Below are 25,490 nucleotides of genomic sequence, written 5' to 3' on the forward strand. Positions count from 1 at the left end.
TGCCTGGGCCCGGCTCAGCGCGGGATAAGGGGATGATCAACCGGAACTGTGAGGTTTCCGGGCCCCCGCTGTGACGGCTGTACTCGCCAGGACGCGGGCGCCCGCTAGGACGGCTTGCCCTTGCCGGTCATCTTGCCCAGCCGGTCGGTGACGCCCCACGAGGTGACCCGCCACAGCGCCTCGACAAGGATGTCGCGGCTCATCTTGGAGTCGCCGAACTCCCGCTCGACGAAGGTGATGGGCACCTCGACGACATGGAAGCCGGCCTTGACGGCGCGGCGGGCCAGGTCGACCTGGAAGCAGTAGCCCTGCGAGGCGACCTCGTCGAGGCCCAGGCCCTCCAGGGTCTCGCGGCGGAAGGCGCGGTAGCCGCCGGTGATGTCGCGGATGGGGAGGTCGAGGGCGACGCGGGAGTAGAGGCTGCCGCCGCGGGAGATGAACTCGCGGGACTTGGGCCAGTTCACCACCCGGCCGCCGGGCACCCAGCGGGAGCCGAGCACCAGGTCGGCGCCCTTCAGCGCGGTGAGCAGGCGGGGCAGCTCCTCCGGCTGGTGGGAGCCGTCGGCGTCCATCTCGACGAGCACGCCGTAGCCGTTGTCCATGCCCCACCGGAAGCCCGCTAGGTAGGCGGCGCCCAGGCCCTCCTTGCCCTTGCGGTGCAGCACCTGGACGTGGTCGTCCTCGGCGGCCAGTTCGTCGGCGAGCTTGCCCGTGCCGTCGGGGCTGTTGTCGTCCGCCACCAGAACGTGGGCCTCGGGGACGGCCTGGCGCACCCGGCCGACGATGGACTTGATGTTCTCCGCCTCGTTGTACGTGGGGATGATCACCAAGGCCGTGCCGAGCGGGCCGAACCGCCTCTCCTGGGCCTGTGCCGCGAGGGTCCCGTCGCCGTCGTTCACTGCTGCCCCTTCATGTCGTACGCAGGGGACCACCATAGTGGCCACGGCCTGCACTGACGTGACAGCGCGTTCGTATGGTGGTGTCGATTCCGCAAGAACGGGGTAAGGATGCCCGTTTCGGGTGACGGTCATCCGCGATTTCGGCATGTCGTTCGACTACGGATGGGGGCCCGGCGCCCTTCGGGCCGACCTCGGACCCGCTGGCTGCGGGTCGACCGAAAGGCCGTTGTCTACTGAGCGCCCGGGCCCCACCCGGGTCACACCTCCCGACCGGCCGGAACGTTCCCTCGTCGGCGCGGGCGCTGAGCCTGGCTCCCAGTGACGGTGCCCCGGTGCGGGGCGCCGTCCCTGACCCAGCGGCGCTGCGACGAGTGCGCGAACTGCTCCCCGGTCGGGCGTCCGGTGGTGGACTCGGCCGAACCTACCGGCCCGCTGCCGCTGGCTGTCAACAGCCGTTTGACCTGCATAAACGGCATCAAACCCCTGGTCAGCGCGGAGGATGCGCAGGTCGCGCGACGGGGCCGCGGCCGTCGATCACGGCCGCGCCACCCCGGGAGATCACTCGCCCGGCCGTACGAATGCGGCCTGGTCACTCGCCCGGTCGTACGAACACGGTCCGGCCGCCCACCACGGTGCGCAGACAGACCGGCAGCTCGCGGCCCGGGGTCAGATCGGGCAGGCCGGGGGTGCCGGAGCGCGGGTCGGTGGACCAGCGGGCGACCCGGTCGTCCGGCGCCTGCACCACCAGTTCCTCGATGCGCCAGACCGCGTAGTCGGCGGGCGCGCCCGGCACCAGGACGCCCGCGTCGTCCCGGCCGACCGCCCGCCAGCCGCCCCGCGTGTGCGCGGTGAACGCGGCGCGTACGGAGACCCGGTGCTCGGGCGTGTGATGGAAGGCCGCGGCGCGGACGGTCCCCCAGGGGTCGAGCGGGGTGACCGGGCTGTCGGAGCCGAAGGCGAGCGGCACCCCGGCCTTGAGGAGGGCCGCGTAGGGGTTGAGGGTGCGGGCCCGCTCGGCGCCGAGCCGCTGGGCGTACATGCCGTCCTCGCCGCCCCACAGCGCGTCGAAGGCGGGCTGCACGGAAGCGATCAGACCGAACTCGGCGAAGGCGGCGATGTGCTCGGGCGTGAGCATCTCGGCGTGCTCGACGCGGTGCCGGGCGGCGCGGACACGGGCAGGGCCGACCTTCTCGGCGGCGGCGCGTACGCCCTCCACGACGGCGCTCACGGCGGCGTCACCGATGGCGTGGAAGCCCGCCTGGAGGCCGGCCTCGGTGCAGGCGATGACGTGGGCGGCGACGGCGGCCGCGTCCAGATAGGCGGAACCCGTGGTGTGGCCCGCGTCGGCGTAGGGCTCGTGCAGACAGGCGGTGTGCGAGCCGAGGGCTCCGTCGACGAAGAGGTCACCGGCGGCGCCGAGCGCGCCCAGTTCCCGCGCCTTGTCGGCGTCCGCCTCCGCCCAGTAGCCGACGACCCGGGGGCCGGGTACCTCCGCGGCGAGCCGCAGCAGGCCGGTGAAGTCGTCCTCGGAGGAGATCTTCGGGCCGCCGCACTCATGGACGGTGCCGATACCGAGGGAGGCCGCGTGTGCGAGGGCGGTGCGCTGGGCCTCGGCGCGCTGCGCGGGCGTCACGGCCGCGAACGCGGCGGCGCGTACGGCGTGGTGGGCGTCGCCGGTGAGCGGGGCGTCCTCCCGGGGCACCGCGCCGGCGGCCAGGTCCAGCAGGGCCGTACTGACGACCGCCGAGTGCACGTCGATCCGGGAGAGATAGAGCGGGCGTCCCCCGGTGGCCGCGTCCAGCTCGGCGCGGGCCGGGGGGCGGCCGTCGGACCAGCGGGAGGCGTCCCAGCCGTGTCCGAGCAGCACCCGGTCGTCCGGGCGGCGGGCGGCGAAGTCACGTACCAGCGCGAGGGCCGCGTCCCGGGAGCCGGCCCCGGACAGGTCGAGGCCGGTCAGGGCGAGACCCGTCGAGGTGGTGTGGACGTGGGCGTCGGTGAAGGCGGGGGTGACCAGGGCACCGTCCAGGTCGAGGACCTCGTCGACCCCGTCCGTGAAGGCGTCGGCAGCACCCTCGGAGCCGACCCATGCGACCTGCCCCCGCTCCACGACCATCGCAGTCGCGAACGGATCGGCGGGACTGTGCACCTCACCGCGGCGCAGGAGGACGGTCTTCGGCTGGTCGGTGCGATCACTCATAGCCGACAGTTTGTCGTGCCGCGACGCCGGAGCCGCACCTGGGGCGTCTTTGCGCGGCCCCCGGCGTGGTCGGCACAGCAGTGGCAGTCAGATCTTCGGCGGCCGTGCCTCGTACGGTGTCGAGAGCACCACCGTCGTCCGCGTCGACACACCCGCCAGGCTGCGCAGCCTGGCCAGCAGCTCCTCCAGTTCGTGCGGGGTCGCCACTCGCACCTTGAGGATGTAGTTCTCGTCGCCGGCCACGCTGTGGCACGCCTCGATCTCGGGGACGCCGGCCAGGCGGTCCGCGATGTCGTCGGGTGCGCTGGGGTCGAACGGTTTCACCGAGATGAACGCCGTCATGGGCAGCCCGACGGCCTCCGGGTCGACGACCGCGGCATAGCCGCGGATGACGCCGCGCTGTTCCAGCCGGCGCACCCGCTGGTGCACGGCCGACGTGGAAAGGCCCGTGGCCTTGCCCAGGTCGGTGTAGCTCATCCGCCCGTCCTTGACGAGCAGCTGCACGATTTGACGGTCCAGCTCCTCCATGGCGCAAAAACTACAGTGCGCCTGATCTCCTGGGATACCTCAGCGACGCAGGTCATGGCCGGTTCGTGATGTCACCGAGGGCTGGTGGTGAGCCGGCGGAGGGACAAAAACACCGCACCGGGCACCTGCGGGCGGCATGTGACGAACGCCACAGCCCCCGAACGGGCTCCGTGACGGTCTCGTGATTACCGCCGAGACCGGACGGGAAGTGCTTGCTGTGGTCGAGGCCGCAGTGCCTTCACGGCCCAGCCCGAGGGGGAGTTACCCATGCAGAGTCTTAAGCGCCCTGGTCGTTCCACGTCCGAGCGCCCTCAGTTGGTTGTCGAGCCCGAGCCGGAGGGCGTCGAACCCGACCTCTACGAGGCCGAGGAACCGGACGCGTACGACACCTTCGAGATGTACCGGGTGGTGTGCCCGGACTGCGCGCAGCCCATCGCCCTGCTGGCGGACGAGGAGTTCCTCCCGGAGCACGCGCTGTGCGCCTCGCCGTGGAACCCGTTCGGCCTGACGGTCTGTGCCGGTACGGGCCGCGCGGCGGCCGAGGCCCCGTCCGCGGACGAGTCGGTCGAGCCGCAGGAGCAGGACACCGCCCTCCTGCTCACCCTCCCGCAGGGTCTGAACTGGCGGACGCAGCCCTTCTCGCACGTCGGCGGCCCGGCCTCGCGCCCGATGCGCGTACCGGCGATGCGCATCGGCGGGAGCACCGCCGGCCGTCAGGCTGCCTGAGTCACCGCACCGCATCCCAGTAGCTGCCATGCACCATGGCGCGCAGACTGCCGTGGTGCAGGATCAGCGTGTCCGGATCCGGCGGGACGGCGACCTCACCGAAGTACACCTGCCTATAGGCGATGCGCAGCATGACGATCGCGTGCCGCAGGGCGGCGTACAGGGTGTGGAAGTCCATGTCCCGCGGGGTGTGCCCGGTCAGCCGTGCGTAGCGGGCCTCGACGCGGTCGCGGCGCAGGAACCCGGGCAGTCCCGGCTGTCCGGAGGCGGCCGTGAGGTCCTGGAAGAAGCGGTGCAGATAGACGGTCCAGCCGAGGTCCACCTCGCGCGGCGCCGGTGCCGCCATCTCCCAGTCGAGGACGGCTACGGGGTCGAAGCCGTCGTAGACGACGTTCCCTATGCGTGCGTCGCCCCAGTTGAGGACCGGTGGGCCGGGCTCGCTGGGCCACAGCTCCGCAAGCCGGTCGAACGCGGCCTCGATCAGGGGTGAGCGGGCGAGTCCGTCCACCACCCAGTCGTAGTAGGTGCGTTGGGAGTCGACATGCCGGCGCAGGGCGTCGCCCTCGCCGGGCAGGGCGAGGAACTGCGTCTCCGCGATCGGGACTTGGTCGTGCAGCCGGGCCAACAGGGCGACGGAGGCCGCTTCGAGCCGCTCGCGTTCGGTATCGCTCGCCGAGTGCAGCCAGTTCCCCTCGTACGTATAGGGCATGACGTCGGGTGGGACGCGTCCGTCGACCCGTTCCATGACGAAGAAGGGCGCGCCGAGCGGTCCGGGGTCCTCCTCCAGCCAGAGGACGCGGGGCACCGGCACATCCGTGTGTTCGGCGACCAGCCGCATGGTGCGGTACTGGCGGGTGAGATCGTACGACGGGAAGACCGTGTACGCCGACGGGTCCGCGGCCAGTCTCAACGCGCAGTCCCGCAGCGGAGGGTGGGGGTGCTCGATCTCGAACAGCAGGGTCTCGCTGGACATGCCGTTGGAGGCGGGGACCGTGACGCCGACGGCCTTGGCGCCGGGGAGCCGGGCGTCCAGCCAGGCGGTCAGCCGGCGGGTGAGGTCCTCTGGGTCGCGCGTCGTGGTGCGCGGGCGCGGTGTCGTCGTCATCCCGGCCTCCTCCTTCAGGGCGCCACCGAGTCGAAGCCGGTGAAGCCGCTCGGATCGTGTCTGCCGAACGAGCCGTGCTCGAAGATGCCGTGACCGACCCGGCCGTCCAGGCGGAAGCGGGCGGAGTGGTCGGTGACGCCGTAGGCCGCGCGGGGGTGCGGCGCGGTCATGTCGTAGGTACGGCGGTCCACCCAGGCGTGGCCCTGCCAGGTGCCGTGCTGCCAGTCGTCCGCCGGTGGGTAGCCGGCACCGATCGCGAGCGGCGACGAGGCGAGGATCTCCACCTCGAGCTCCTGGGGCTTGCGCGGGTCCCCGAGGTGGACGACGGCACGCTCGGGGTGGCGGGAGCCGGAGCGGTAGGTGATCTCGGGCTGCGGCCAGCCGAGTTGGCGGTCGCGTCGGCCGGGGCGGACCAGGGTGGCGTCGTTGAGGGTGCGGTAGCCGTCGGCGTCCTCCTGGGTGATGACCATGAGGAAGCGGTCCTCGAAGCGGACCGGGCACCAGACCCAGTGGAAGCCCTCGGTCGGGTTCTCCTGGGCGAGCCGACCGCCCTCCTCCCCCGGTATCGGGCGCACGCCCCAGCTGCGGTCGCGGGTGCCGGTCCAGCCGGCGGGGTCGAGGCGGAACTCCTCGCCGCCGGCCCGGATCACCCCGGACACTCCCCCGGCCTGCACGAACCTGCGGCCCTCCAACGTCAGCCGGTCGCCCCGGCGTTGCAGGTGGTGCGGCTCCCACAGAGCCGGGAAGTCGGCGGTCCAGGTGAGGTCGTACGAAAACGAGTCCTCACAGGTCAGGCGGAAGCGCCGGAGGGGCTCCTCGACCTCGATGCGCAGCGGGCCGACCGCCGGCCGCATCCGGTCGTCACCGAGGGCGTCCGAGGCGCGTACCGCGTGCAGGGTGTCCCCGGTGCGCAGGGTGGCGTAGGCGTCGATCACCCCGAGGTTCGGGTAGACGCCGAGGCCGAGGATGAGCAGGGCGCGGCCGCTGTGGTCGAAGACGTGGAAGATGCAGCGGTCGTAGGCGTTCCGGTCCCCGGTGGCGACATGCTTCATGGACAGCGGCACCTGGTGCACGGGGTACTCGTCGAGCGGTACGGGACGGTCGTCGGCCATGTCGGGCCTCCCCGGAGGCTGGAGACGGTCCGGCTGACGGTACGTCAGAAAACGGGGACAAGCCAGATGCGGAACGGGACGCCCACGAACTCACGCACGATTCGGGGGATCGGTGACCAGGGCGGCCGCCCCCGCGTTGGCCAGGCATGACGACCACCTACTCCGTGCTCGGCCGTCAGCGCCGGATCTTTGTGCCCCCGCCCGCGGAATCGGTTCCGCCTCCCGTGCCGCAGGATCCGCCCATCTACCGCGACCTCCTGCGGATCTGGGCCGACCGGGGCCGCACCCTGCCGGGCCGCCATGACCCGGAGTGGGTCAGGCTGGCGGCTCCGACGGTCACACGCGGGCAGTTCAGCGACTTTCCGGCCCCGCCACATGACGGGCGATGACCATCCGCTGGATCTGGTTGGTGCCCTCGACGATCTGCAGGACCTTGGCCTCGCGCATATAGCGCTCGACCGGGAAGTCGGCGGTGTAGCCGTAGCCGCCGAGTATCTGGACGGCGTCGGTGGTCACCTTCATCGCGGTGTCGGTGCAGTGCAGCTTGGCCATGGCGGCCTGCTTCGCGAACGGCCGGCCCGCGTCGCGCAGCCGGGCCGCCGCGAGGTAGAGGGCCCGGCCGGCCTCGATCTGGGTGGCCATGTCGGCGATCATGAAGCGCAGGCCCTGGAAGTCAGCGATGGGGTGGCCGAACTGCCGCCGGCCGGAGGCATAGGCGACGGCCTCGTCCAGGGCCGCCTGGGCCAGGCCGATCGCGCAGGCCGCGATGCCGAGCCGGCCGGAGTCCAGTGCGGACAGCGCGATGGCGAAGCCCTGGCCCTCCTCGCCGAGCCGCCGCTCGTCGGGGACCCGGACGTCATCGAGGTGGACCTGGGCGGTGGGCGACCCCTTCATGCCCATCTTCCTCTCGGGAACCGCGCCGCTCAGCCCCTCGGCGTCACCGGGGACCAGGAAGGCGGTGATCCCGTGCGAGCCCTCCTCGCCGGTGCGCGCCATGACCGTGTAGAAGTCGGCGATGCCACCGTGGGTGATCCAGGCCTTGGTGCCGTTGATCACCCAGTCGCCGCCGTCCCTGACCGCCTTCGTGCGCAGGGAGGCCGCGTCGGAGCCGGAGGCCGGCTCGGACAGGCAGTAGGCGCCGAGCAGGCCGCCGCCGAGTATCCCGGGCAGGTGCTCGACCTGCTGCTGCTTGGTGCCGTAGGCGGCGAGCGCGTAGCTCGCGAGGGTGTGCACGCTGACCCCGAGGCCGACGGTGAGGCGGGCCGTGGCCAGCTCCTCCAGGACCTGGAGGTAGACCTCGTAGGGCTGGTCACCGCCGCCGTACTCCGAGTCGTACGGCAGACCGAGCAGGCCTGACTCGGAGAGCAGGGTGAAGACGTCGCGCGGGAAGCGTCCGGTGTCCTCCTCCTCGGCCGCCCTGGGCGCGATCTCGCGCTGGGCGATCTCCCGGACGAGCGAGAGCAGTTCCCTCGCCTCTTCCGTGGGCAGCTGACGCTCCACCGGCTGCGGGTCGCGGTCGGACATGGCGTCGGTCTCCTCCCTGTCGGGCACCGGCGGTCACCGCCCGTCGGGTAGGGGCGGCTCCGCCTGTCGTTCGAGTGCGGCCGAGGTGGGCGTTCCGGGTCACGGACCTGCTGACCAGCGGCTGCGCAGTGAGTATGCCCGATCGGGGACCTTCCGTCACCAGTTAACGACCGCTTACTTCTCGAATTCCAGGACAACATTCGTCCGCCCCGAAATTGGTCCGAACCATTGACCCGACTGGTCTAGTCCTCCTAGGGTTCATGACCAACGCTTTACCGCGTTCATGCCAATCGGCGCGCGTTCCCCTCTCCCCCAGGAGGAGACACCCGATGCACATCCCTCACCGCTCCCGGTTCCGGGCGCTGCTCTCCGCGGTCTGTTGTGCCTTCCTAGGCGCCGGGCTGCTGGCCGGCGCGGACACGGCGTCCGCAGCGGCCCCGTCCGCCCCGTCGGCTCCCCAGGTGAAAGCCGGCTCGAAGGTCTTCGGCTACTTCACGGAATGGGGCGTCTACGACCGCAAGTACCTGGTCAAGAATGTCGAGACCTCCGGCTCGGCCGCGAAGCTCACCCACATCAACTACGCCTTCGGCAATGTCACCGGCGGCAAGTGCGCGATGGGTGACTCGTACGCGGCGACCGACCGCGCCCACACCGCCGCCGAGTCGGTGGACGGGGTCGCGGACACCTGGGACCAGCCACTGCGCGGCAACTTCAACCAGCTGCTGAAGCTGAAGAAGAAGCACCCGAACCTCAGGATCCTCTGGTCCTTCGGCGGCTGGACCTGGTCGAGCGGGTTCGCCGAGGCCGCCAGGAACCCGGCCGCCTTCGCCCAGTCCTGCTACGACCTGGTGAGGAACTCCAAGTGGGCGGGTGTCTTCGACGGCATCGACATCGACTGGGAGTACCCGAACGCCTGCGGCAACACCTGTGACACCAGCGGCCGGGAGGCCTTCAAGAACCTGATGGCGGCGCTGCGCTCGAAGTTCGGCAGCAGTGCGCTGGTCACGGCCGCGATCACCGCCGACGCGACCAGCGGCGGCAAGATCGACGCGGCCGACTACGCGGGCGCCGCGCAGTACGTCGACTGGTACAACCCGATGACGTACGACTACTTCGGCGCCTGGGACGCGACCGGGCCGACGGCCCCGCACTCGCCGCTGAAGTCCTACCCGGGCATCCCCAAGGCGAACTTCTACACCTCGGCGACCATCGCCAAGCTGAGGGGCCTCGGCATCCCGGCGTCCAAGCTGCTGCTCGGCATCGGCTTCTACGGCCGCGGCTGGACCGGAGTGACCCAGGCGGCCCCCGGCGGCACGGCGACCGGCCCGGCGGCAGGGACGTACGAGCAGGGCATCGAGGACTACAAGGTGCTCAGGACCAAGTGCCCGGCGACCGGCACGGTGGGCGGTACGGCATACGCCAAGTGCGGCAGCGACTGGTGGAGTTACGACACCCCGGCGGCCATCGCGACCAAGATGACGTACAAGAACCAGCAGGGACTGGGCGGCACCTTCGTCTGGGAGCTGAGCGGTGACACCGCCAACGGTGAGCTGGTCAAGGCCGTCAACTGACCCCCGTCACGGGGGGCTTGGGGCGGGGGTTCCACGAGACCTCCGCCCCTTGCACGTGTCAGGTGTCCCGGCGGGCCGGGGCCGGGGCGCGGTAGGCGGGGTCCAGTTCCTCGATGGCGCGCATGGTGCCGCCGAGCGTCTTGACCAGCAGCTCGCGCATGGTCTCCCGGGAGAGTTCGGAGTGGGCGATCCAGTCGAGAGTGGCGCCCTCCACGCTGCACAGCCAGGAGAGCAGGCCCATCCTGGCGAGCGGGGCGATGTCGGTGCGGCCGTAGGCGCCTTCGGCGATGGTCGCGACCATCGCCTCGCGCACCCCGTCCCGGATGGCGTGCACCTCGGTGTCGAAGCCGACGCCCCCGCTGACGATCGTGCGGTACGCGGCCTGGTGGTACTCGGCGTAGCGCAGGTAGCTGTCGATGGTGCGGTGGACGCGGTCCACCTGAGGCAGTTCCAGGCCGCTCGCGGCATAGGCGACCAGGTCGGCGACGGAGTCCTGGATGATCGCCAGGTAGTAGCCGCGCTTGGACTGGAAGTAGTAGTAGATCAGCCCTTTGGCGACATGCGCCTGCCTGGCGATGTCGTCCATGGAGAGCGCGTCGTAGGAGGTGTCGGCGAACAACTTCCGCCCGATGGCGATGAGTTCGGCGCGACGGGCCACGGAGCGCTCGGTGCCGCGCGCCCGGGGACGGGCGGCGGCACGTTGTTGACTGATATTCAATTCAGACCCTGGTCTCAGCGGGCTGCGGGACATTCGCAGTATGCCAGGTCGGATAGTGGGTCAGGTCACAGCAGACCGAGTTGGGTCACCAGCATGGCGATGACCACGACAAGGGCCCAGCCCATGACGTGTTCCAGGGCCTTCGGGCCGTCGTCCTTGGGACCGCCGGTGCGGGCGCGGGCGGCGGTGGCGGAGTGCGTGGTCATGTCGTCCACCATGCCATTGATTGCGGCTTTTGCGGCGGAGAGCTTGGTCACAGGAAAGCGGCCCCCGGTCCGTACGGGGGCCGCCGTCGTGCCTGGTCAGCGCACCCCCACCGCCGCGAGCGCCTTGAGCCGGCTCGGGGTCGGGCAGGCCGGGAAGTAGAGGTAGCAGACGCCTCCGGTCCCGGAGGTGACCTTGCCGCCGGCGTTGTACCGCTTGGTGCGCAACCAGATGTTCTCGAACTCCCGCCGCAGATAGATCCGCCGGACCGCGTCGTCGCCGGGCGAGGCGGGGTCGTTGGCGATCACGTCGCCGTCCGCGGTGAAGCCGATGACGGTCATCAGGTGCCCGGAGGTGCCGTAACCGGCGCCCGTCAGCTCGCTCTCCAGGAACGACTGGGACGTTATGGCCGGGATGCCGGCCGCGATCAGCGTCTCCAGGTCGGTGAGCGAGCCGAGTCGCGTCACCACGCCCTGGAGGTCCTTGTAGGTGGACGCGTAGGCGGCGTTGAACGGCCAGTTGCCGCAGCCCGCGTACTGGTAGTCGTAGGTGTAGCGGGCCGCGTGGCAGACCTGGGGATCGGCGTACGACGGGTCGACCCAGGCCAGTTGCGCGGGGGTGAGCCGGCCGCCCCAGTACTCGACGATCATCTGCGAGGAGGTCGGGCTGCACCAGGCCTCGCCGCCGTTGTCGTACTCCGGGTACTGGCCCTTGTGGATCTCCTGCGAGTAGCGCGGGACCTTCAGTTCCTGGGCCAGGCCCGGGGTGGAGGCGGGGACGGTGAAGCGGTCCGGGATGTCCGATCCCATGGCGCCGAGCCGCCAGACGGTCGGGGTGAGCTTGGTGCCGGGCTTGCGGTAGAGGGTCAGGCGCAGCTGGTACGAGGTGAGCCGCAGGCCGGTGGTGGCGTCGTCGATGGCGAAGGTGTCCGTCCAGATGGTGCTCCTGCCGTCCGTCTGGCCGTCCACCGAGGTCCGCTTGATGTCCTGGTCGCCGGCCGCCCAGCGGCCCATCACGTACCAGGGGGTCGCGGTGCCGTCGGAGTAGGTGCCCTGCAGTTCGACCTGGATCCAGGTGCCGGCCGGGGTGTCCGCGTTCCAGGAGGCGATGGTCTCGGTGGCGGGGACGGTGAGCTGGTGCACCGGGCCGGTCCAGGTGCCGTACTCCCAGGTGGCGGTGGTGCCGGTGTGGGGGTCGGTGTAGGAGGTGGTACCGGCCGGGGTGCCGATCACCACGCCGGGGCGGGCCCCCGCGACAGCCCTGACGCCCTTGGCGGTGCCGGTCCGCCAGTTGCCGTAGGTGGTCCACGAGTGGTAGTCGACCGGACGGGTCCGGGCCCGGCCGGTGTCGTCGGTGCCGGTCTCCGGCGCCGCGGCCGCGGGGACCGCCGGGACCACTCCCTGTGCCACGGCGGCCGCCGCGACGGAGGCCGCGGCGGCCAGAACTGTTCTGCGGGACGGCTGTTCGGCTCTGCTCATGGGTGGGAGACCCCCAGGTGTGCGCGACGCTCTGGTCCGGTGCAAGACAATGCGCCAACTATGGAACAGGCGGCATGCCCCTGCCAGCACTTCCGCCCATGCCACGCCCACCAATATTGGTCTCGTCCACTGAAAGGGCCCCGGCGCCCGCGGAGCGTGGCCGGGGCCTCCTTCACCGTCGTCAGACGAGGTCCATCGCGGCGACCTCGTCGGGGCGGCCGTAGCTGACCGGGCCCTGGAAGCGGTGGCGGGCGGTGGCGAACCACCAGGCCGTGGCCACGACCAGGACGGCGGCCAGGGCGATCGGGGCGTAGTTGAAGGTGTCGACGGTGATCGGCGAGGCCTGCGGCAGCATGAACAGGACACTGCTCAGCAGGATCCAGGTCACGGCCAGCCACCCGACCGGCCTGCTCCAGCGGCCCAGGTTCCACGGCCCCGGCTGGAACTCGTCGCCGAGGCGCAGCCGCAGGAACACCGGCACGGCGTAGGCGAGGAACAGTCCGACGACGTTGACGCTGACGATCGCGGTGAACGCCGTGTGCGACCACCAGCCCGGCACGACCAGGGCGAGGGAGCAGGCCACCGCGAGCCATACGGCCTTGACGGGCGTACGGGTACGCGGCGAGACCGAGTGCCACAGGCGGGAGCCGGGCATGGCGCCGTCCCGGGAGAAGGCGAAGATCTGCCGGGTGTTGCTGGTGAGGTTGGCGAGGCCGCAGAAGAGCATGGCGCCGATGACGACGAGCAGCATCGCCTTGGCCCATCCCATGCCGAGTCCGTCGATGAGAATCTGGACGGGCGGGGCGGAAGAGCTCGCCACTTTGTCGTAGTCACCGATGCTGTACACCAGCGCGAGCATCAGGACGAGGCCCGTGATCGCCGAATAGCCGATCGAGCGGATGATCCCCCTGGGGGCGTTCACGGTCGCCCGGACCGTTTCCTCGGACATGTGGAAGCTGCCGTCGAACCCGGTGAAGGTCCAGCTGGTGACCAGCAGGCCGAGCATGCCGCCGTAAAGGCCGTTGGTGAAGCCGGTGTTGTTCGCGAAATGCGTCACGAAGGACGCCGACTGATGGTGGTCCGGCATCACGATCAGTGCGCCCACGATCACCACGAGTCCGATCAGCAGCCACCACACCGAAATCCGGTTCAGTACGGCGACGAGCTGCACGGTGTAGGTGTTGGCGAGCCCCTCGACCACGATGATGACAGCCGTGATCAGGACCGTCTGGTGGGCGGTCGGCGTGTACGAGGGCCACTGCAGGGCGATGAAGGCCTGGATGAAGGTGGCGGCCGCGTATCCGGTGGCCGCCGTACCGCCGATCTGGCCCACGAAGTTCAGCCAGCCCGTGTACCAGGACCACGCTCCCTTGTGCCGTTTGGCGAGTTTACCGGCGGAGAAATACAGCGCGCCGCTCGTCGGGTAGGCGGAGGCGACTTCCGCCATGGCGGCGCCGATGCACAGCACCATAACGCAGACGCCGATCCAGCCGAACACGAGAATGCGGGGGCCCCCCGCGTTCATTCCGAATCCGAAGGACGAGAAAATACCCGAGAGGATATTGATGATGGTGAAGGAGATCGCGAAATTGTCGAACGCCTGGAATCGGCGGGTGAGTTTGCGCGGATAACCCATCGCGTGCAGGGTCGCGTCGTCGTCGAGTGTGACGGGTTCTGCTGTGCGTTCTGACACTTGCCGGCCTTTCTCTATGAGGGGATGGGCAGACCGCAGGAGCGGCGGGCACGGGAGAGCTGGTCGGCGGGCTCGCCGAAGACGCTCCAGGGCATCCGCGAGGCATACCGCCCCATGACCGTGAAGACCGCCCGGGCCTCGAACGTGCACTGGGCCATGGCCAGCGCATGCGCGAGGTAGGCCAGGTCGAGCACCGGGGTGAAGCGGTATCCGGCCACCGTGGGCAGCCAGTTGTGGTAGGTCGACAGCGCGGTGGCGCGCCACTGGGGCTGTTCCCAGACCCGCTCGGCGAGCAGCTGGGTGGGGTTGTGGCTCTCCACCAGCGCGACCAGGGGCAGCAGCCGTAGCGCCGAGTCGGCGGGAGCGCGCTGAGCGAGGAAGGCGGCGACGTCCCAGGCCGCATTGACCGAGCCGCCGTGGCGGGTGAAGAAGAAGGACAGGAAGCGGTGGTGGGCCTCGCGGTGCCAGGGGTCGAGACCGAGGGTGTGCGCGAACAGCCGCCAGGGGCCAGGCGGCGAGGTCAGCAGGCCGCCGGGGGCGCGGTCGTGCGGGCGGTGCAGCCGGGCCATGGCCAGCTTGGCGGCCCAGGGTGTGGGGTCCGCCGGGTTCAGGGCAGTGGCCCGGTCGCAGGCGGCGAGGGCGATCCGCTCCAGCGCCTCGGCCCGCTCGTCGTGGGCGTCGGCCGCCCGGATCGCCCGCTGCACGGCCACCCGGGCCCACATCAGCGCGGACTCGGGGCTCGGCTCCTCGGCCAGCCAGCGCTCGACCAGATCGCTGCCGGCCGCCTCGGAGGCCAGGACCAGGGAGCGGTGGGCGCGCAGGGCGAAGTCGGCGCGGGTCTCGGCCAGAGCCTCGTGGGCGCTCCGATATCTCCCCGCGCGCACATCCACGCATACGCTCGCGAGCAAGCGGTCATCGGCCGCCGGGTGCCATACGTACTGCCCCTCGAATAGCTCCGCGGCCATGTTCCCCTGTCCGTCCCCGTTCGACGCGTCGAAGTCGCGCAGAAGGCACCCTACTCAGGGGCGGGCGCACCGGGAAACGTCCGATTTCGACATATCGGTCAGCGGGCCGGAAATATTGACCGGGTCGCTGGAGAACGGCTCGAAATTAGTTCAAGCCGCTACTTTTCCGGGCCGCGAACGCCCGCTATGCGCCGCACTACTAGAATGTTTCCGGAAAACACCCCACACCTCGCGACACCTCAGCACACCTCGGGAATCGTCATTCACCGTCTCGCCTCCGCACTCCAGGAGCTGCCGCCCTCCTGCGGCCCGGTCCGCCTCGTCGGCGTCGACGGGCACGCCGGCTCGGGAAAGACCACCTTCGCGGAGCGGTTGGCCACCGCGCTGGGCGGGGCGCCGGTGCTCCACCTCGACGACATCGCCAGCCACGAGGAGCTGTTCGCCTGGACCGGCCGGCTGCTGGCCCAGGTGATCGAGCCGCTCGGCCGCGGCGACACCGCGCACTACGCGCCCTACGACTGGCGTGCCCGCACCTTCGGCCCGCCCCGCACGCTGCCACCGGCGCCTGTGATCCTCGTCGAGGGCGTCGGCGCCGGCCGGCGGGCGCTGCGTCCGTTCCTGGCGCGGCTGCTGTGGATGGAGGTGCCGAGGGAGGACTCCTGGACCCGGGGCAGGCTGCGGGACGGCACGGAACAGCGGGACTTCTGGGCCGGATGGGTCAGGGCGGAGCACGCACACTTCACCGAGGACCCGTCAAGACCGTACGCCGACCTTCTGGTGACACAGTCGCAGAAGGGGTACGAGGTACTTCCGGGGCCTGTGAAGACGTTTGGACCGGACCAGGTGGTCACTCACCGTGAGGGACCGTCGGCAGTGTGCTGAACTTGTGAAGAGACGCCTGCGAGAAGTTGCCTCAGTAGCTCAACTCGGCTTGACCCAAGGGCCGTACAGGACTTACGTTCTGAATGTGCGGCCCTTGGGAGCCGCCTCACAGACGCGAAGCCCCCGGTTGTTCCCCCGTGATCGGGGGCTTCGTTCTGCCCTTTACCCCTTTTGTGTGCGCCGCGTGCGCTCCTCCGCTCACCGTCTGTCACCGATCGGTGTCCGCCCGGTCTGCTCCCACCTCGCCAAACGGCCTGTGCGGCACCCTTCGGTGGGCGGTGGAACCGCAGGTACGATGCCCTCGGTGCGACCTTCGAACGGCTGCTTCGCGCATCTGCAACTCCGGTCCGCGGCACAGCGGTTCGACCAACGGCGGCCATCGGGGGGAGCCCGGGGGCGGAGGGGGTGTCAGGTGGATCAGGCCGGATCAGGGAGCGGGGTCTGGTGCGTGCAGCCGCAAGGCAGGGGCCGCGAGCCCGGCCTGATCCACCTGACACCGCCTGAACCTCAGGGGCACGGTTTGTGGGGGACGTGATGGATTTCGGCACGCAGGGCCCCGAGGCCCCGGCCGACCTCGCCTGGCTGCGAGGCGTGGACGCCTACACGATGGGCGCCTATCCGCAGGCGGAGGAGGAGTTCCGCGCCGCGGTACGGATGGATCCCGGGATGGCCGACGCCTGGCTCGGGCTGCACGCGCTGCGCGTCGACACGACGACCGCGCTGCTCAGGATGTTCCGGCACCGGGACCGGTTCGGGGAACAGCGCGCCCGGCACCGCCGTGCGCTCAACTCCTGGTACTGGCTGGGCTGGTGGGTGCAGCCGGTCCTTGAGAACCCGCGCGATCTCCTGCTCGCCCACGCCTCGCACTGGCTGGACGGCCGGCACGTCCCGGAACTCGACCGGGCCCTCGCCGGACTGCCGCCCGTGGACGCCGACCCCCAGGTCCGCTTCCTGCACGCCTGCCGGGCCTATCTGGTCAAGGACTGGGAGCAGTTGGTACGGCACACCGACCCGCTCCTCGACGATGCCATGCTCGGCATCGAGGCGGGGCTCTTCGGCGGCATGGCCCGGGTCCGCCTGGAAATGTACGGCCAGGCAGAACCGCTGCTCTCGGCGGCACTGATGCGCTGCCGCAGCGAGCAGCCGCAGCGTAAGGAGCTGCGCTACTGGCTGGCACGGGCGCACGAGGGCACCGGGCGCAGCGCCGCCGCGCTCCCGCTGTACCGGGCCGTGCACCGGGTCGACCCCGCGTTCATGGACACCTCGGCACGACTGGCCGCGATCGCCGAGGGCGACGGGTACGACGACACCGCCGACCTAGCGGCGATCACGCTCACCGGCGTCGGGCAGGACGTCGTGGACGGGCCGGACCTGCTCGACCCGCTCTTCGGCACGGAGGGGCGCGATCTGCGGCTGGGGGACTCGGAGCCGCCGGCCGGGGCGATGCCGTCGGTGGTCGATCCGGCGGTGCGCGAGAAGGTCGTACCGTCGCCTCCGCTGCCGGCCGGGCCGACCGACCCCGCGTTACTCGAGGAGGCGCTCGCGGAGCTCGAGCGCATGGTCGGCCTTGAGCCCGTGAAGCGGCAGGTCAAGGCGCTGTCCGCGCAGTTGAACATGGCCCGGTTGCGGGCCGGGCAGGGGCTGCCGGTGCAGCCGCCGAAACGCCACTTCGTCTTCTCCGGGCCGTCGGGCACCGGGAAGACCACGGTCGCCCGCATTCTGGGGCGGGTGTTCTACGCGCTGGGGCTGCTGGGTGGCGACCACCTGGTGGAGGCGCAGCGGGCCGACCTCGTGGGCGAGTACCTCGGCCAGACCGCCGTGAAGGCGAACGAACTCATCGACTCCGCGATCGGCGGTGTGCTGTTCGTGGACGAGGCCTACTCGCTGTCCAACTCCGGCTACGGCAAGGGGGACGCGTACGGCGACGAGGCGCTGCAGGTGCTGCTGAAACGGGCCGAGGACAACCGCGACCACCTGGTGGTGATCCTGGCCGGCTACCCGGAGGGCATGGACCGGCTGCTGGCCGCCAACCCCGGGCTCTCCTCCCGTTTCACGACCCGCGTGGACTTTCCCTCCTACCGCCCCCTCGAGCTGACCTCGATCGGCGAGGTGCTGGCCGCGGAGAACGGTGACGCGTGGGACGAGGAGGCGCTGGAGGAGCTGCGGTCGATCGCCGGACACGTGGTCGACCAGGGATGGATCGACGAGCTGGGCAACGGTCGGTTCCTGCGGACGCTGTACGAGAAGAGCTGTGCGTACCGGGATCTGCGGTTGTCCACGTGCCCCGGGGTGCTGTCGAGGGACGACCTGGCGACGTTACGCCTGCCGGACCTGATGCAGGCGTACGGGGAAGTGCTGTCGGGACGGGGACCGCAGGATCCGGCCGGTATGTAGGTGCGGACGGGCAACGCCCCCGTAAGGGGCACGGGGAACTGCGCGACCAGCCCCCGCCGGCACGCAGCTCCCCGCGACGCTCAGCCCACGGCCACCTCCTCCGGCTCCCCACTCACCCGCGGCTCCGGTGTTCTGGGCGGCGTCGGCTGATCCCGGTGCGCCGGGTCCGTCACCTCGCCCACCAGCAGTTCCAGTACGTCCTCCAGTGCCGCCAGCCCCAGCACCCTGCCCTTGCCGTCGGCGACCTGCGCGAGGTGCGTCGCCGCTCGGCGCATCACCGTCAGCGCGTCGTCCAGGGGCAGCTCGGCCCGCAGGGTCGTCATCGGGCGCCATATCTGCTGCGGCACCGCCCGGTCCGAGTCCTCCAGGTCGAGTACGTCCTTCACATGCACGTAGCCCATGAAGGCACCGGACTCGGCGGCGACCGGGAAGCGGGAGTAGCCGGTGCGTGCGGTGAGTTCGACGATCTGGCCCGGGGTGACCGACGGGGGGACGGTGATCAGGGACTCGCGTCGCAGGAGTACGTCCGTCACCGGGCGGGAGCCCAGCTCCAGCGCGTCCTCCAGCCGCTCCTGCTCCTCGGGGTCGAGGAGGCCCGCCTGGCCGGAGTCCTCGAGCAGCCGGTTGAGCTGCTCGCTGGTGACGACGGCCTCGACCTCGTCCTTCGGCTCCACGCGGAAGAGCTTCAGGATGCCCTGGGCACAGGCTCCCAGGGCGACCGTGATCGGCCGGCACACACGGGCGAACGCCACCAGGCCGGGGCTCAGCCACAGCGCCGCCTTCTCGGGCGCCGCCATCGCCAGGTTCTTCGGCACCATCTCGCCGATGACGAGGTGGAAGAAGACGACTCCGGCCAGCGCGATCACATAGCCCAGCGGGTGGATCACGCCCTCGGGCAGACGCACCGCCTCGAACACCGGCTCCAGCAGGTGCGCCACGGTCGGCTCGGCCACCGCGCCCAGCGTCAGCGAACAGACGGTGATGCCGAACTGGGCCGCGGCCATCATCTGCGGGAGGCGTTCCAGGCCGTAGAGGACCTGGCGTGCCCTGGCCGTGCCCAGGGGTTCGATCTGGCTGCGGCGGACGGACACGAGGGCGAACTCGGCGCCCACGAAGAAGCCGTTGGTCAGCACCAGCAGGGCGGCGAAGACCAGTTGGAGGACGCTCATCGGGCGGCCTCCGCTACGGCGGGGGCGGTGCGGACCAGGCGGACCCGCTCGGCGCGGTAGTGGCCGACCCGGCGGACCGACAGCCGCCAACCGGGCAGCTCGGCACGGTCGCCGGGCGCCGGGATCCGGCCGAGGAGGTCGGCGACCAGGCCGGCGACCGTCTCGTACGGGCCCTCGGGCACGTCGAGGCCTATCCGCTGGAGGATGTCGACGCGGACACTGCCGTCGACATCCCACGCGGGCTTGCCGTCCTGGGGCGGGGCCGCCGCGAGTTCCGGCGCGTCCGGGCTGTCGTGCTCGTCGCGGACCTCGCCGACGAGTTCCTCGACGATGTCCTCCAGGGTGACCACGCCGGCCGTACCGCCGTACTCGTCGACGACGACCGCGATGGGCTGCTCGGAGCGGAGCCGGGCGAGCAGCGGCTGGACCGGGAGGGTCTCGGGGACCAGCAGCGCCTTGCGGGCGATGCGGCCGACGGGGGTGCGCAGCCGGTCGCGGACCGGGACCGCCAGGGCGTCCTTGAGATGGGCCATGCCGACGATCTCGTCGATCTTCTCCCGGTAGACCGGGAACCGGGACAGGCCGGTGGCCCGGGTGAGGTTGACCACGTCCTCGGCGGTCGCCGAGTCCTGGAGCGCGCTGACCTTCACTCGGGGGGTCATGACGTGCTGCGCGGTCAGCTCGCCCAGGGAGAGGGTGCGGACGAACAGGTCGGCCGTGTCCTGCTCCAGCGCGCCGGCCTGGGCGGAGTGCCGGGCCAGCGAGACCAGCTCGCCCGGGGTGCGGGCGGAGGCCAGCTCCGCGGTGGGTTCGACGCCCAGGGCGCGCACCAGGCGGTTCGCGACCGTGTTCAGCATCGCGATGACCGGGCGGAACAGGCGGGAGAAGCGGGCCTGCGGGCCGGCGACGAAGCGCGCGACCTGGAGCGGCTTGGAGACCGCCCAGTTCTTGGGCACGAGTTCGCCGATCACCATCTGGATCGCCGAGGCGAGCAGCATGCCGACGACGACGGCGATACCGGAGACGGCGCCCTCGGGGAGGCCGATCGCGGTGAACGGGCCGCGCAGCAGCTCGGCCAGTGCCGGTTCGGCGAGCATGCCGACGACCAGGGAGGTGATGGTGATGCCGAGCTGGGTGCCGGAGAGCTGGAAGGAGAGTTCCTTCAGCGATTCGACGACCGTGCCGGCGCGCTTGTCACCGTCGGCGGCGGCCTTCTCGGCCTCGGGTCGCTCCACGGTCACCAGGCCGAACTCGGCGGCCACGAAGAAACCGTTGGCGACGATGAGCAGGAACGCGGCTGCCAGGAGCAGCAGGGGGGTGGTCATGATGCCGCCGCCTCCGAAGCTTCGCGGACCTCGACAAGGCAGTCCGCGGTATGTCGGGAGGGGGCGGCGCAGGTACTACAGGACGATCCGTCCATCGCCGGAGAGGGTCACTCCTCGGGTAGCAGGAACCCCTGTGCGCCGGGCGCGCGACAGGGGCGGAGGCGGGACGTGAAAAGCCTCCGCCAACAGATTAATCAAGACAAGGGCCACTACGGCAGGGTGGACGACCCGGAGCCGGCCCCGAAGTTGCGTGATTTCAGCCCTGGTGCTGCTCGGGGTCGTGGATCGTGTGGGCCTCGGCGAGGGCCCGCAGGGCCTTGGCGTCGGCGATGGCGCGCTGCTTGGCGATGCCCGGCTGGATGCCGAGCGCGGGCAGGCTGGTGCCGTCGCTGAGGTTCAGGAACACCCACGGGTCACCCGGGCGGAGGTTCACCTGGAGGATCTCCGCCCACTCCAGGCGCCGCTTGCTGGCGATGTTGACGACGGTGACCCCGGACTCGTCGGCGACCACCTTCACCCGGGCCAGCTGGGCCAGTACCCAGAAGATCAGCGCGCCGGTGATGACGAAGCTGAGCTTCTCCCCCGGACCGAGCTGCTCGAGGAGCAGCGCGACCCCGGAGATGGTGACGAAGATGGCGACGCCCGCGGTGAGCAGGATCGCCCGGGTGCGGCCCGGCCGGAAGGTGACGGGGAGGGAAGGAAGGTCTGACATCTCTCGCGGGTGTCTCAGAGGCGGCAGGCGTGGATGGCCGTGGTCAGGATCGCGCGGGCGCCGATGTCGTACAGGTCGTCCATGATCCGCTGTGCGTCCTTGGTGGGGACCATGGCGCGGACGGCGACCCAGCCCTCGTTGTGCAGCGGGGAGACGGTCGGGGACTCCAGGCCCGGGGTGAGCGCGACGGCCCTCTCCAGCTGCTCGACCCGGCAGTCGTAGTCCATCATCACGTACGTCCGCGCGACCAGGACGCCCTGGAGGCGGCGCAGGAACTGCTGGACCTTCGGCTCGGCGACGTCCTCGGCGTCGGCGCCGGCCCGGCGGACGACGATCGCCTCGGAGGTCATGATCGGCTCGCCGAAGACCTCCAGGCCCGCGTTGCGCAGCGAGGTGCCGGTCTCGACGACGTCGGCGATGACCTCGGCGACACCCAGTTCGATGGCGGTCTCGACGGCGCCGTCCAGGTGGACGACGGAGGCGTCGACGCCGCTGTCGGCGAGGTGCTTGGCGACGATGCCCTCGTAGGAGGTGGCGACCGTCTTGCCCTTCAGGTCCGCCAGGCCGTCGGCCGCGCCGGGCTTGGAGGCGAAGCGGAAGGTGGAGCGGGCGAAGCCGAGCGGCAGGATCTCCTCGGCGTTGGCGCCGGAGTCGATGAGCAGGTCACGGCCGGTGATGCCGATGTCCAGGCGGCCGGAGGAGACGTAGATCGCGATGTCCCGCGGACGCAGGTAGAAGAACTCGACGTCGTTGACCGGGTCGACGATGCGCAGTTCCTTGGACTCCCGGCGCTGCCGGTAGCCGGCCTCATGCAGCATGTCCGCCGCAGGGCCTGAGAGGGAACCCTTGTTGGGGACGGCGATGCGCAGCATGAGGTCGGCTTCCTTCGCTCAAAAAAAGGGGGGTTTGTCCGGAAAGGGTTTTACAGGTGGGCGTAGACGTCGTCCAGCGAGATCCCGCGGGCGACCATCATCACCTGGACGTGGTAGAGCAGCTGCGAGATCTCCTCGGCGGCCGCCTCCTTGCCCTCGTACTCGGCGGCCATCCAGACCTCGGCGGCCTCTTCGACGACCTTCTTGCCGATGGCATGGACGCCCTTGCCGACCAGCTCGGCGGTGCGGGACGTGGCGGGGTCGCCGTGGGCGGCCTTGTGCTGGAGCTCGGTGAAGAGCTCCTCAAAAGTCTTGTTGGACATGGTGAGCGCCAGACTACGCCAAATGCTGCTTCGCTCAGTGCCAGGGTTCGGATACTGAGCGGAGGGTCGCCGCCGTCGCCACCGCCGCCGTCACCGCCTCGTGGCCCTTGTCCTCGTTGGAGCCCGCAAGACCGGCCCGGTCCAGGGCCTGCTCCTCGTTGTCGCAGGTGAGCACGCCGAAGCCGACCGGGACACCGGTCTCGGCGGAGACCTGGGTGAGACCCTGGGTGACGCCCTGGCACACGTACTCGAAGTGCGGGGTGCCGCCGCGGATGACCACACCGAGGGCGACCACCGCGTCGTAGCCGCGGCCCGCGAGGACCTTGGCGGCGACCGGGAGTTCCCAGCTGCCGGGGACCCGCAGCAGGGTCGGCTCGTCGATTCCCAGGTCCCGCAGGGCGCGCAGGGCGCCGTCCACCAGACCGTCCATCACCTTCTCGTGCCACTGGGCCGCGATGACGGCGACCCGCAGGTCGCTGACGTTGCGTACGGACAACTCCGGTGCACCCTTGCCGCTCACGTTCTTGTGTCTCCCTCAGTGCTGTTCTCTACTGGTTGCCGCAGGTGGCCACGGCGGCTGTCGCAGCCGGTGTGTCCAGCCAGGGCAGGTCGTGGCCCATCCGGTCCCGCTTGGTGCGCAGGTAGCGGAGGTTGTGCTCGCCCGCCTCGACGGGCATCGGCTCCCGGCCGCTGATCTTGAGGCCGTGGCTGAGCAGCGCGTCACTCTTGTCGGGGTTGTTGGTCATCAGCCGCACGCTGCGCACGCCGAGGTCGGCCAGGATCTGGGCGCCGGCGCCGTAGTCGCGGGCGTCGGCGGGCAGGCCGAGTTCGAGGTTGGCGTCGAGGGTGTCGCGGCCGCGCTCCTGGAGTTCGTAGGCGCGCAGCTTGGACAGCAGCCCGATGCCCCGCCCCTCGTGTCCGCGCAGATAGACGACGATGCCCCGGCCCTCGTCCTGGATGCGCTCCAGGGCGGCGTCGAGCTGGGGGCCGCAGTCGCAGCGGGCGGAGCCGAAGACGTCGCCGGTGAGGCACTCGGAGTGGACGCGGACCAGGACGTCCTCGCCGTCGCCGATCTCGCCGTGGACGAGGGCGACATGCTCGACGCCGTCGGTGGTGGAGCGATAGCCGTACGCCGTGAAAGTCCCGTATTTGGTGGGGAGGTTCACCTCGGCCTCGCGGCGGACGGTGGGCTCGGCGCCGCGGCGGTAGGTGATCAGGTCCGCGATGGAGATGATCGTCAGGCCGTGCTTGCGGGCGAACGGGATCAGCTCGGGGAGGCGGAGCATACGGCCGTCCTCGCCGGCGATCTCCACGATGGCACCGGCCGGGCGCAGGCCCGCGAGCCGGGCGAGGTCGACGGCGGCCTCGGTGTGACCGTTGCGGGTGAGGACACCCCCGGGCCGGGCGCGCAGCGGGAAGACATGGCCGGGGCGGACGAAGTCCGAGGGCTCGGCGTCGCCGTGGGCCAGCAACTGGAGGGTGGTGGCGCGGTCGGCGGCGGAGATACCGGTGGTGACGCCGTGCGCGGCGGAGGCGTCCACGGAGACGGTGAACGCGGTCTTCATGGACTCGGTGTTGTCCTCGACCATCTGCGGCAGCTGGAGCCGGTCGAGTTCCGCGCCCTCCATGGGGGCGCAGATCAGACCGCGGCACTCGCTCATCATGAAGGCGATGATCTCGGGGGTGGCCTTCTCGGCGGCGATGACGAGGTCGCCCTCGTTCTCGCGGTCCTCGTCGTCGACGACCACGATCGGGCGGCCGGCCGCGATGTCGGCGATGGCCTGCTCGACGGGGTCGAGGGCGAGGTCGTCGACGCCGTCGGTGCTGTAGAGAATCGGTGCCGCAGTCATGCGGGTGCCCCTTCCAGAGCGGGCCGCGAGCCCTGGCGGGAGCGCAGCCACCAGTCGCGCATGCCCCACAGGACGAGCGCGCCGTAGATGACGTAGACGAAGCCGGAGAAGGCGTAGCCGTTGGCGAAGTTGAGGGGGACGCCGACCAGGTCGACCAGGAGCCAGGCGATCCAGAACTCGACCATGCCGCGCGCCTGGGCGTACATGGCGACGACCGTGCCGACGAAGATGTAGGCGTCCGGCCAGGGGTCCCAGGACAGGGACGGGTAGGCCTTGAAGAGCAGGGCGACGGCGACGGTGCCGACGGCCGCGGCGGCGACCATCGCGCCGCGCTCGCGCCAGGTGGCGAACCGGGGGGCGATGTGCCCGTCGGCGCCCTGGCCCTTGTTGCGGTTCCACTGCCACCAGCCGTACAGCGCGACGACCATGACGACGGCCTGCTTGCCGGCGCTGCCGGTGAGGTGGCCGTAGAAGGCGCCGAAGAGGATGAGGCCGGAGGCGAACTGGACCGGCCAGCTCCACAGGTTGCGGCGCCAGCCGAGGGCGAGGGCGGCCAGGCCGAGGATGTTGCCGATCATGTCCGACCAGAGGATGTGCTGGCCGAACAGGACGAAGGCCTCGGAGTTGAGCGAGTTCACCGCCCGGCCCCCTGACCGGCCGCGAGCAGCCGCTCCACGTACTTGGCGACGACGTCGACCTCGAGGTTGACCGGGTCGCCGGGCTGCTTGAGGCCGAGGGTGGTCAGGTCGAGGGTGGTCGGGATGAGGCTGACGGTGAAGTAGTCGGGTCCGGCCTCGACGACGGTGAGGCTGATGCCGTCGACGGTGATGGAGCCCTTCTCGACGACATAGCGGGCGAGGTCGGCGGGGAGGGAGACCTTGACGATCTCCCAGTGCTCGGAGGGGGTGCGGGACAGCACCTGACCGGTGCCGTCGACGTGGCCCTGCACGATGTGGCCGCCGAGCCGGGAGCCGACGGCGGTGGGGCGCTCCAGGTTGACACGGGAGCCGACGTCCAGCGCGCCGAGGGAGGAGCGCTTGAGGGTCTCCTGCATGACGTCGGCGGTGAACTCGTCGCCCTCGTGCTCCACGACGGTCAGACAGACCCCGTTCACGGCGATGGAGTCGCCGTGCTGTGCGCCCTCGGTCACTACGGGGCCACGGAGCCGGAAACGGGAGGCGTCGCCGAGGTTCTCGACGGCGGTGATCTCACCCAGCTCTTCGACGATTCCGGTGAACACTTC

The 25,490-nt window shown here is 70.7% G+C and carries 24 protein-coding genes; 4 read left to right on the plus strand and 20 right to left on the minus strand.

Annotated elements, in window-relative coordinates:
• Nucleotides 1-104: 104 nt before the first annotated feature.
• From ABTY98_RS27260 to ABTY98_RS27270, 3 genes are all read right to left on the minus strand, one after another.
• Nucleotides 105-899, minus strand: coding sequence for a polyprenol monophosphomannose synthase (locus ABTY98_RS27260; protein WP_352223632.1), 795 nt, complete (start codon nt 897-899; stop codon nt 105-107).
• A gap of 589 nt (nt 900-1,488) precedes the next feature.
• Nucleotides 1,489-3,096 (minus strand): amidohydrolase, encoded by a 1,608-nt coding sequence (locus ABTY98_RS27265; protein ID WP_352223633.1) that lies wholly within the window; start codon nt 3,094-3,096, stop codon nt 1,489-1,491.
• A gap of 87 nt (nt 3,097-3,183) precedes the next feature.
• On the minus strand, nt 3,184-3,624 hold the full coding sequence (locus ABTY98_RS27270; protein ID WP_066997022.1) for an Lrp/AsnC family transcriptional regulator: 441 nt from the start codon (nt 3,622-3,624) through the stop codon (nt 3,184-3,186).
• 267 nt (nt 3,625-3,891) lie between these two features.
• On the opposite strand from ABTY98_RS27270, the gene ABTY98_RS27275 reads away from it, so the two are divergent.
• Nucleotides 3,892-4,350: a hypothetical protein gene (locus ABTY98_RS27275; protein WP_352223634.1), complete on the plus strand. Its 459-nt coding sequence runs from the start codon at nt 3,892-3,894 to the stop codon at nt 4,348-4,350.
• Between the two features lies 1 nt (nt 4,351).
• Here the strand turns inward: ABTY98_RS27275 and ABTY98_RS27280 are convergent, their stop codons facing one another.
• The 3 genes from ABTY98_RS27280 to ABTY98_RS27290 all read right to left on the minus strand — a co-directional run bounded on the left by ABTY98_RS27280 (nt 4,352) and on the right by ABTY98_RS27290 (nt 8,091).
• Nucleotides 4,352-5,455 (minus strand): phosphotransferase family protein, encoded by a 1,104-nt coding sequence (locus tag ABTY98_RS27280; protein WP_352223635.1) that lies wholly within the window; start codon nt 5,453-5,455, stop codon nt 4,352-4,354.
• Nucleotides 5,456-5,469: 14 nt separating this feature from the next.
• Nucleotides 5,470-6,567: an Rv3169 family protein gene (locus ABTY98_RS27285; RefSeq protein WP_352223636.1), complete on the minus strand. Its 1,098-nt coding sequence runs from the start codon at nt 6,565-6,567 to the stop codon at nt 5,470-5,472.
• A 351-nt stretch (nt 6,568-6,918) separates the two neighbouring features.
• Nucleotides 6,919-8,091, minus strand: a complete 1,173-nt coding sequence (locus ABTY98_RS27290) for an acyl-CoA dehydrogenase family protein (RefSeq protein ID WP_352223637.1) — start codon at nt 8,089-8,091, stop codon at nt 6,919-6,921.
• Between the two features lie 329 nt (nt 8,092-8,420).
• Here ABTY98_RS27290 and ABTY98_RS27295 point away from each other — a divergent pair, with 329 nt between their 5' ends.
• Nucleotides 8,421-9,662: a glycoside hydrolase family 18 protein gene (locus ABTY98_RS27295; RefSeq protein ID WP_352223639.1), complete on the plus strand. Its 1,242-nt coding sequence runs from the start codon at nt 8,421-8,423 to the stop codon at nt 9,660-9,662.
• Nucleotides 9,663-9,720: 58 nt separating this feature from the next.
• Here ABTY98_RS27295 and ABTY98_RS27300 read toward each other — a convergent pair whose 3' ends face one another.
• From ABTY98_RS27300 to ABTY98_RS27320, 5 genes are all read right to left on the minus strand, one after another.
• Nucleotides 9,721-10,380 carry a TetR/AcrR family transcriptional regulator gene (locus ABTY98_RS27300; protein ID WP_352223640.1) on the minus strand — a complete coding sequence of 220 codons (660 nt, stop codon included), beginning with the start codon at nt 10,378-10,380 and terminating at the stop codon, nt 9,721-9,723.
• Nucleotides 10,381-10,445: 65 nt separating this feature from the next.
• The gene (locus tag ABTY98_RS27305; protein ID WP_352223641.1) at nt 10,446-10,586 is read right to left on the minus strand and encodes an SCO1431 family membrane protein; all 141 of its coding nucleotides are present in this window, start codon (nt 10,584-10,586) and stop codon (nt 10,446-10,448) included.
• A gap of 96 nt (nt 10,587-10,682) precedes the next feature.
• On the minus strand, nt 10,683-12,062 hold the full coding sequence (locus tag ABTY98_RS27310; RefSeq protein ID WP_352223642.1) for a C39 family peptidase: 1,380 nt from the start codon (nt 12,060-12,062) through the stop codon (nt 10,683-10,685).
• A gap of 181 nt (nt 12,063-12,243) precedes the next feature.
• Nucleotides 12,244-13,698 (minus strand): amino acid permease, encoded by a 1,455-nt coding sequence (locus ABTY98_RS27315; RefSeq protein ID WP_352223736.1) that lies wholly within the window; start codon nt 13,696-13,698, stop codon nt 12,244-12,246.
• A 71-nt stretch (nt 13,699-13,769) separates the two neighbouring features.
• Complete coding sequence (locus ABTY98_RS27320; protein WP_352223644.1) at nt 13,770-14,720, minus strand: hypothetical protein; 951 nt, start codon at nt 14,718-14,720, stop codon at nt 13,770-13,772.
• 204 nt (nt 14,721-14,924) lie between these two features.
• Here ABTY98_RS27320 and ABTY98_RS27325 point away from each other — a divergent pair, with 204 nt between their 5' ends.
• Entirely contained in the window at nt 14,925-15,602 is a 678-nt protein-coding gene (locus ABTY98_RS27325) for a uridine kinase family protein (protein ID WP_352223645.1), read from the plus strand.
• A 534-nt stretch (nt 15,603-16,136) separates the two neighbouring features.
• Nucleotides 16,137-17,996: an AAA family ATPase gene (locus tag ABTY98_RS27330; protein ID WP_352223646.1), complete on the plus strand. Its 1,860-nt coding sequence runs from the start codon at nt 16,137-16,139 to the stop codon at nt 17,994-17,996.
• A gap of 80 nt (nt 17,997-18,076) precedes the next feature.
• On the opposite strand, the gene ABTY98_RS27335 is transcribed toward ABTY98_RS27330, so the two are convergent.
• The 9 genes from ABTY98_RS27335 to ABTY98_RS27375 form a co-directional block, all read right to left on the minus strand.
• Complete coding sequence (locus tag ABTY98_RS27335; protein WP_352223647.1) at nt 18,077-19,165, minus strand: hemolysin family protein; 1,089 nt, start codon at nt 19,163-19,165, stop codon at nt 18,077-18,079.
• Entirely contained in the window at nt 19,162-20,490 is a 1,329-nt protein-coding gene (locus ABTY98_RS27340; RefSeq protein ID WP_352223648.1) for a hemolysin family protein, read from the minus strand. The genes ABTY98_RS27335 and ABTY98_RS27340 overlap by 4 nt, the downstream gene beginning before the upstream one ends.
• Before the next feature lie 256 nt (nt 20,491-20,746).
• Nucleotides 20,747-21,202: a PH domain-containing protein gene (locus ABTY98_RS27345; protein ID WP_352223649.1), complete on the minus strand. Its 456-nt coding sequence runs from the start codon at nt 21,200-21,202 to the stop codon at nt 20,747-20,749.
• Nucleotides 21,203-21,216: 14 nt separating this feature from the next.
• Nucleotides 21,217-22,074, minus strand: a complete 858-nt coding sequence (gene hisG, locus ABTY98_RS27350; protein WP_352223650.1) for an ATP phosphoribosyltransferase — start codon at nt 22,072-22,074, stop codon at nt 21,217-21,219.
• A 50-nt stretch (nt 22,075-22,124) separates the two neighbouring features.
• Complete coding sequence (locus ABTY98_RS27355) at nt 22,125-22,397, minus strand: phosphoribosyl-ATP diphosphatase (RefSeq protein WP_030946750.1); 273 nt, start codon at nt 22,395-22,397, stop codon at nt 22,125-22,127.
• A 34-nt stretch (nt 22,398-22,431) separates the two neighbouring features.
• Complete coding sequence (gene ribH / locus ABTY98_RS27360) at nt 22,432-22,917, minus strand: 6,7-dimethyl-8-ribityllumazine synthase (protein WP_352223652.1); 486 nt, start codon at nt 22,915-22,917, stop codon at nt 22,432-22,434.
• Between the two features lie 28 nt (nt 22,918-22,945).
• The gene (locus tag ABTY98_RS27365; RefSeq protein WP_352223653.1) at nt 22,946-24,247 is read right to left on the minus strand and encodes a bifunctional 3,4-dihydroxy-2-butanone-4-phosphate synthase/GTP cyclohydrolase II; all 1,302 of its coding nucleotides are present in this window, start codon (nt 24,245-24,247) and stop codon (nt 22,946-22,948) included.
• The gene (locus ABTY98_RS27370; RefSeq protein ID WP_352223654.1) at nt 24,244-24,885 is read right to left on the minus strand and encodes a nicotinamide mononucleotide transporter family protein; all 642 of its coding nucleotides are present in this window, start codon (nt 24,883-24,885) and stop codon (nt 24,244-24,246) included. Before ABTY98_RS27370 ends, ABTY98_RS27365 begins: the two co-directional genes overlap by 4 nt.
• A complete protein-coding gene (locus tag ABTY98_RS27375; protein WP_352223655.1) occupies nt 24,882-25,487 on the minus strand; it encodes a riboflavin synthase in 606 nt (201 codons plus the stop codon). Before ABTY98_RS27375 ends, ABTY98_RS27370 begins: the two co-directional genes overlap by 4 nt.
• Between the last annotated feature and the right edge of the window lie 3 nt (nt 25,488-25,490).

It is taken from the genome of Streptomyces sp. NPDC096040, assembly GCF_040303265.1.
In the GTDB taxonomy this organism is placed as follows: Bacteria; Actinomycetota; Actinomycetes; order Streptomycetales; family Streptomycetaceae; genus Streptomyces.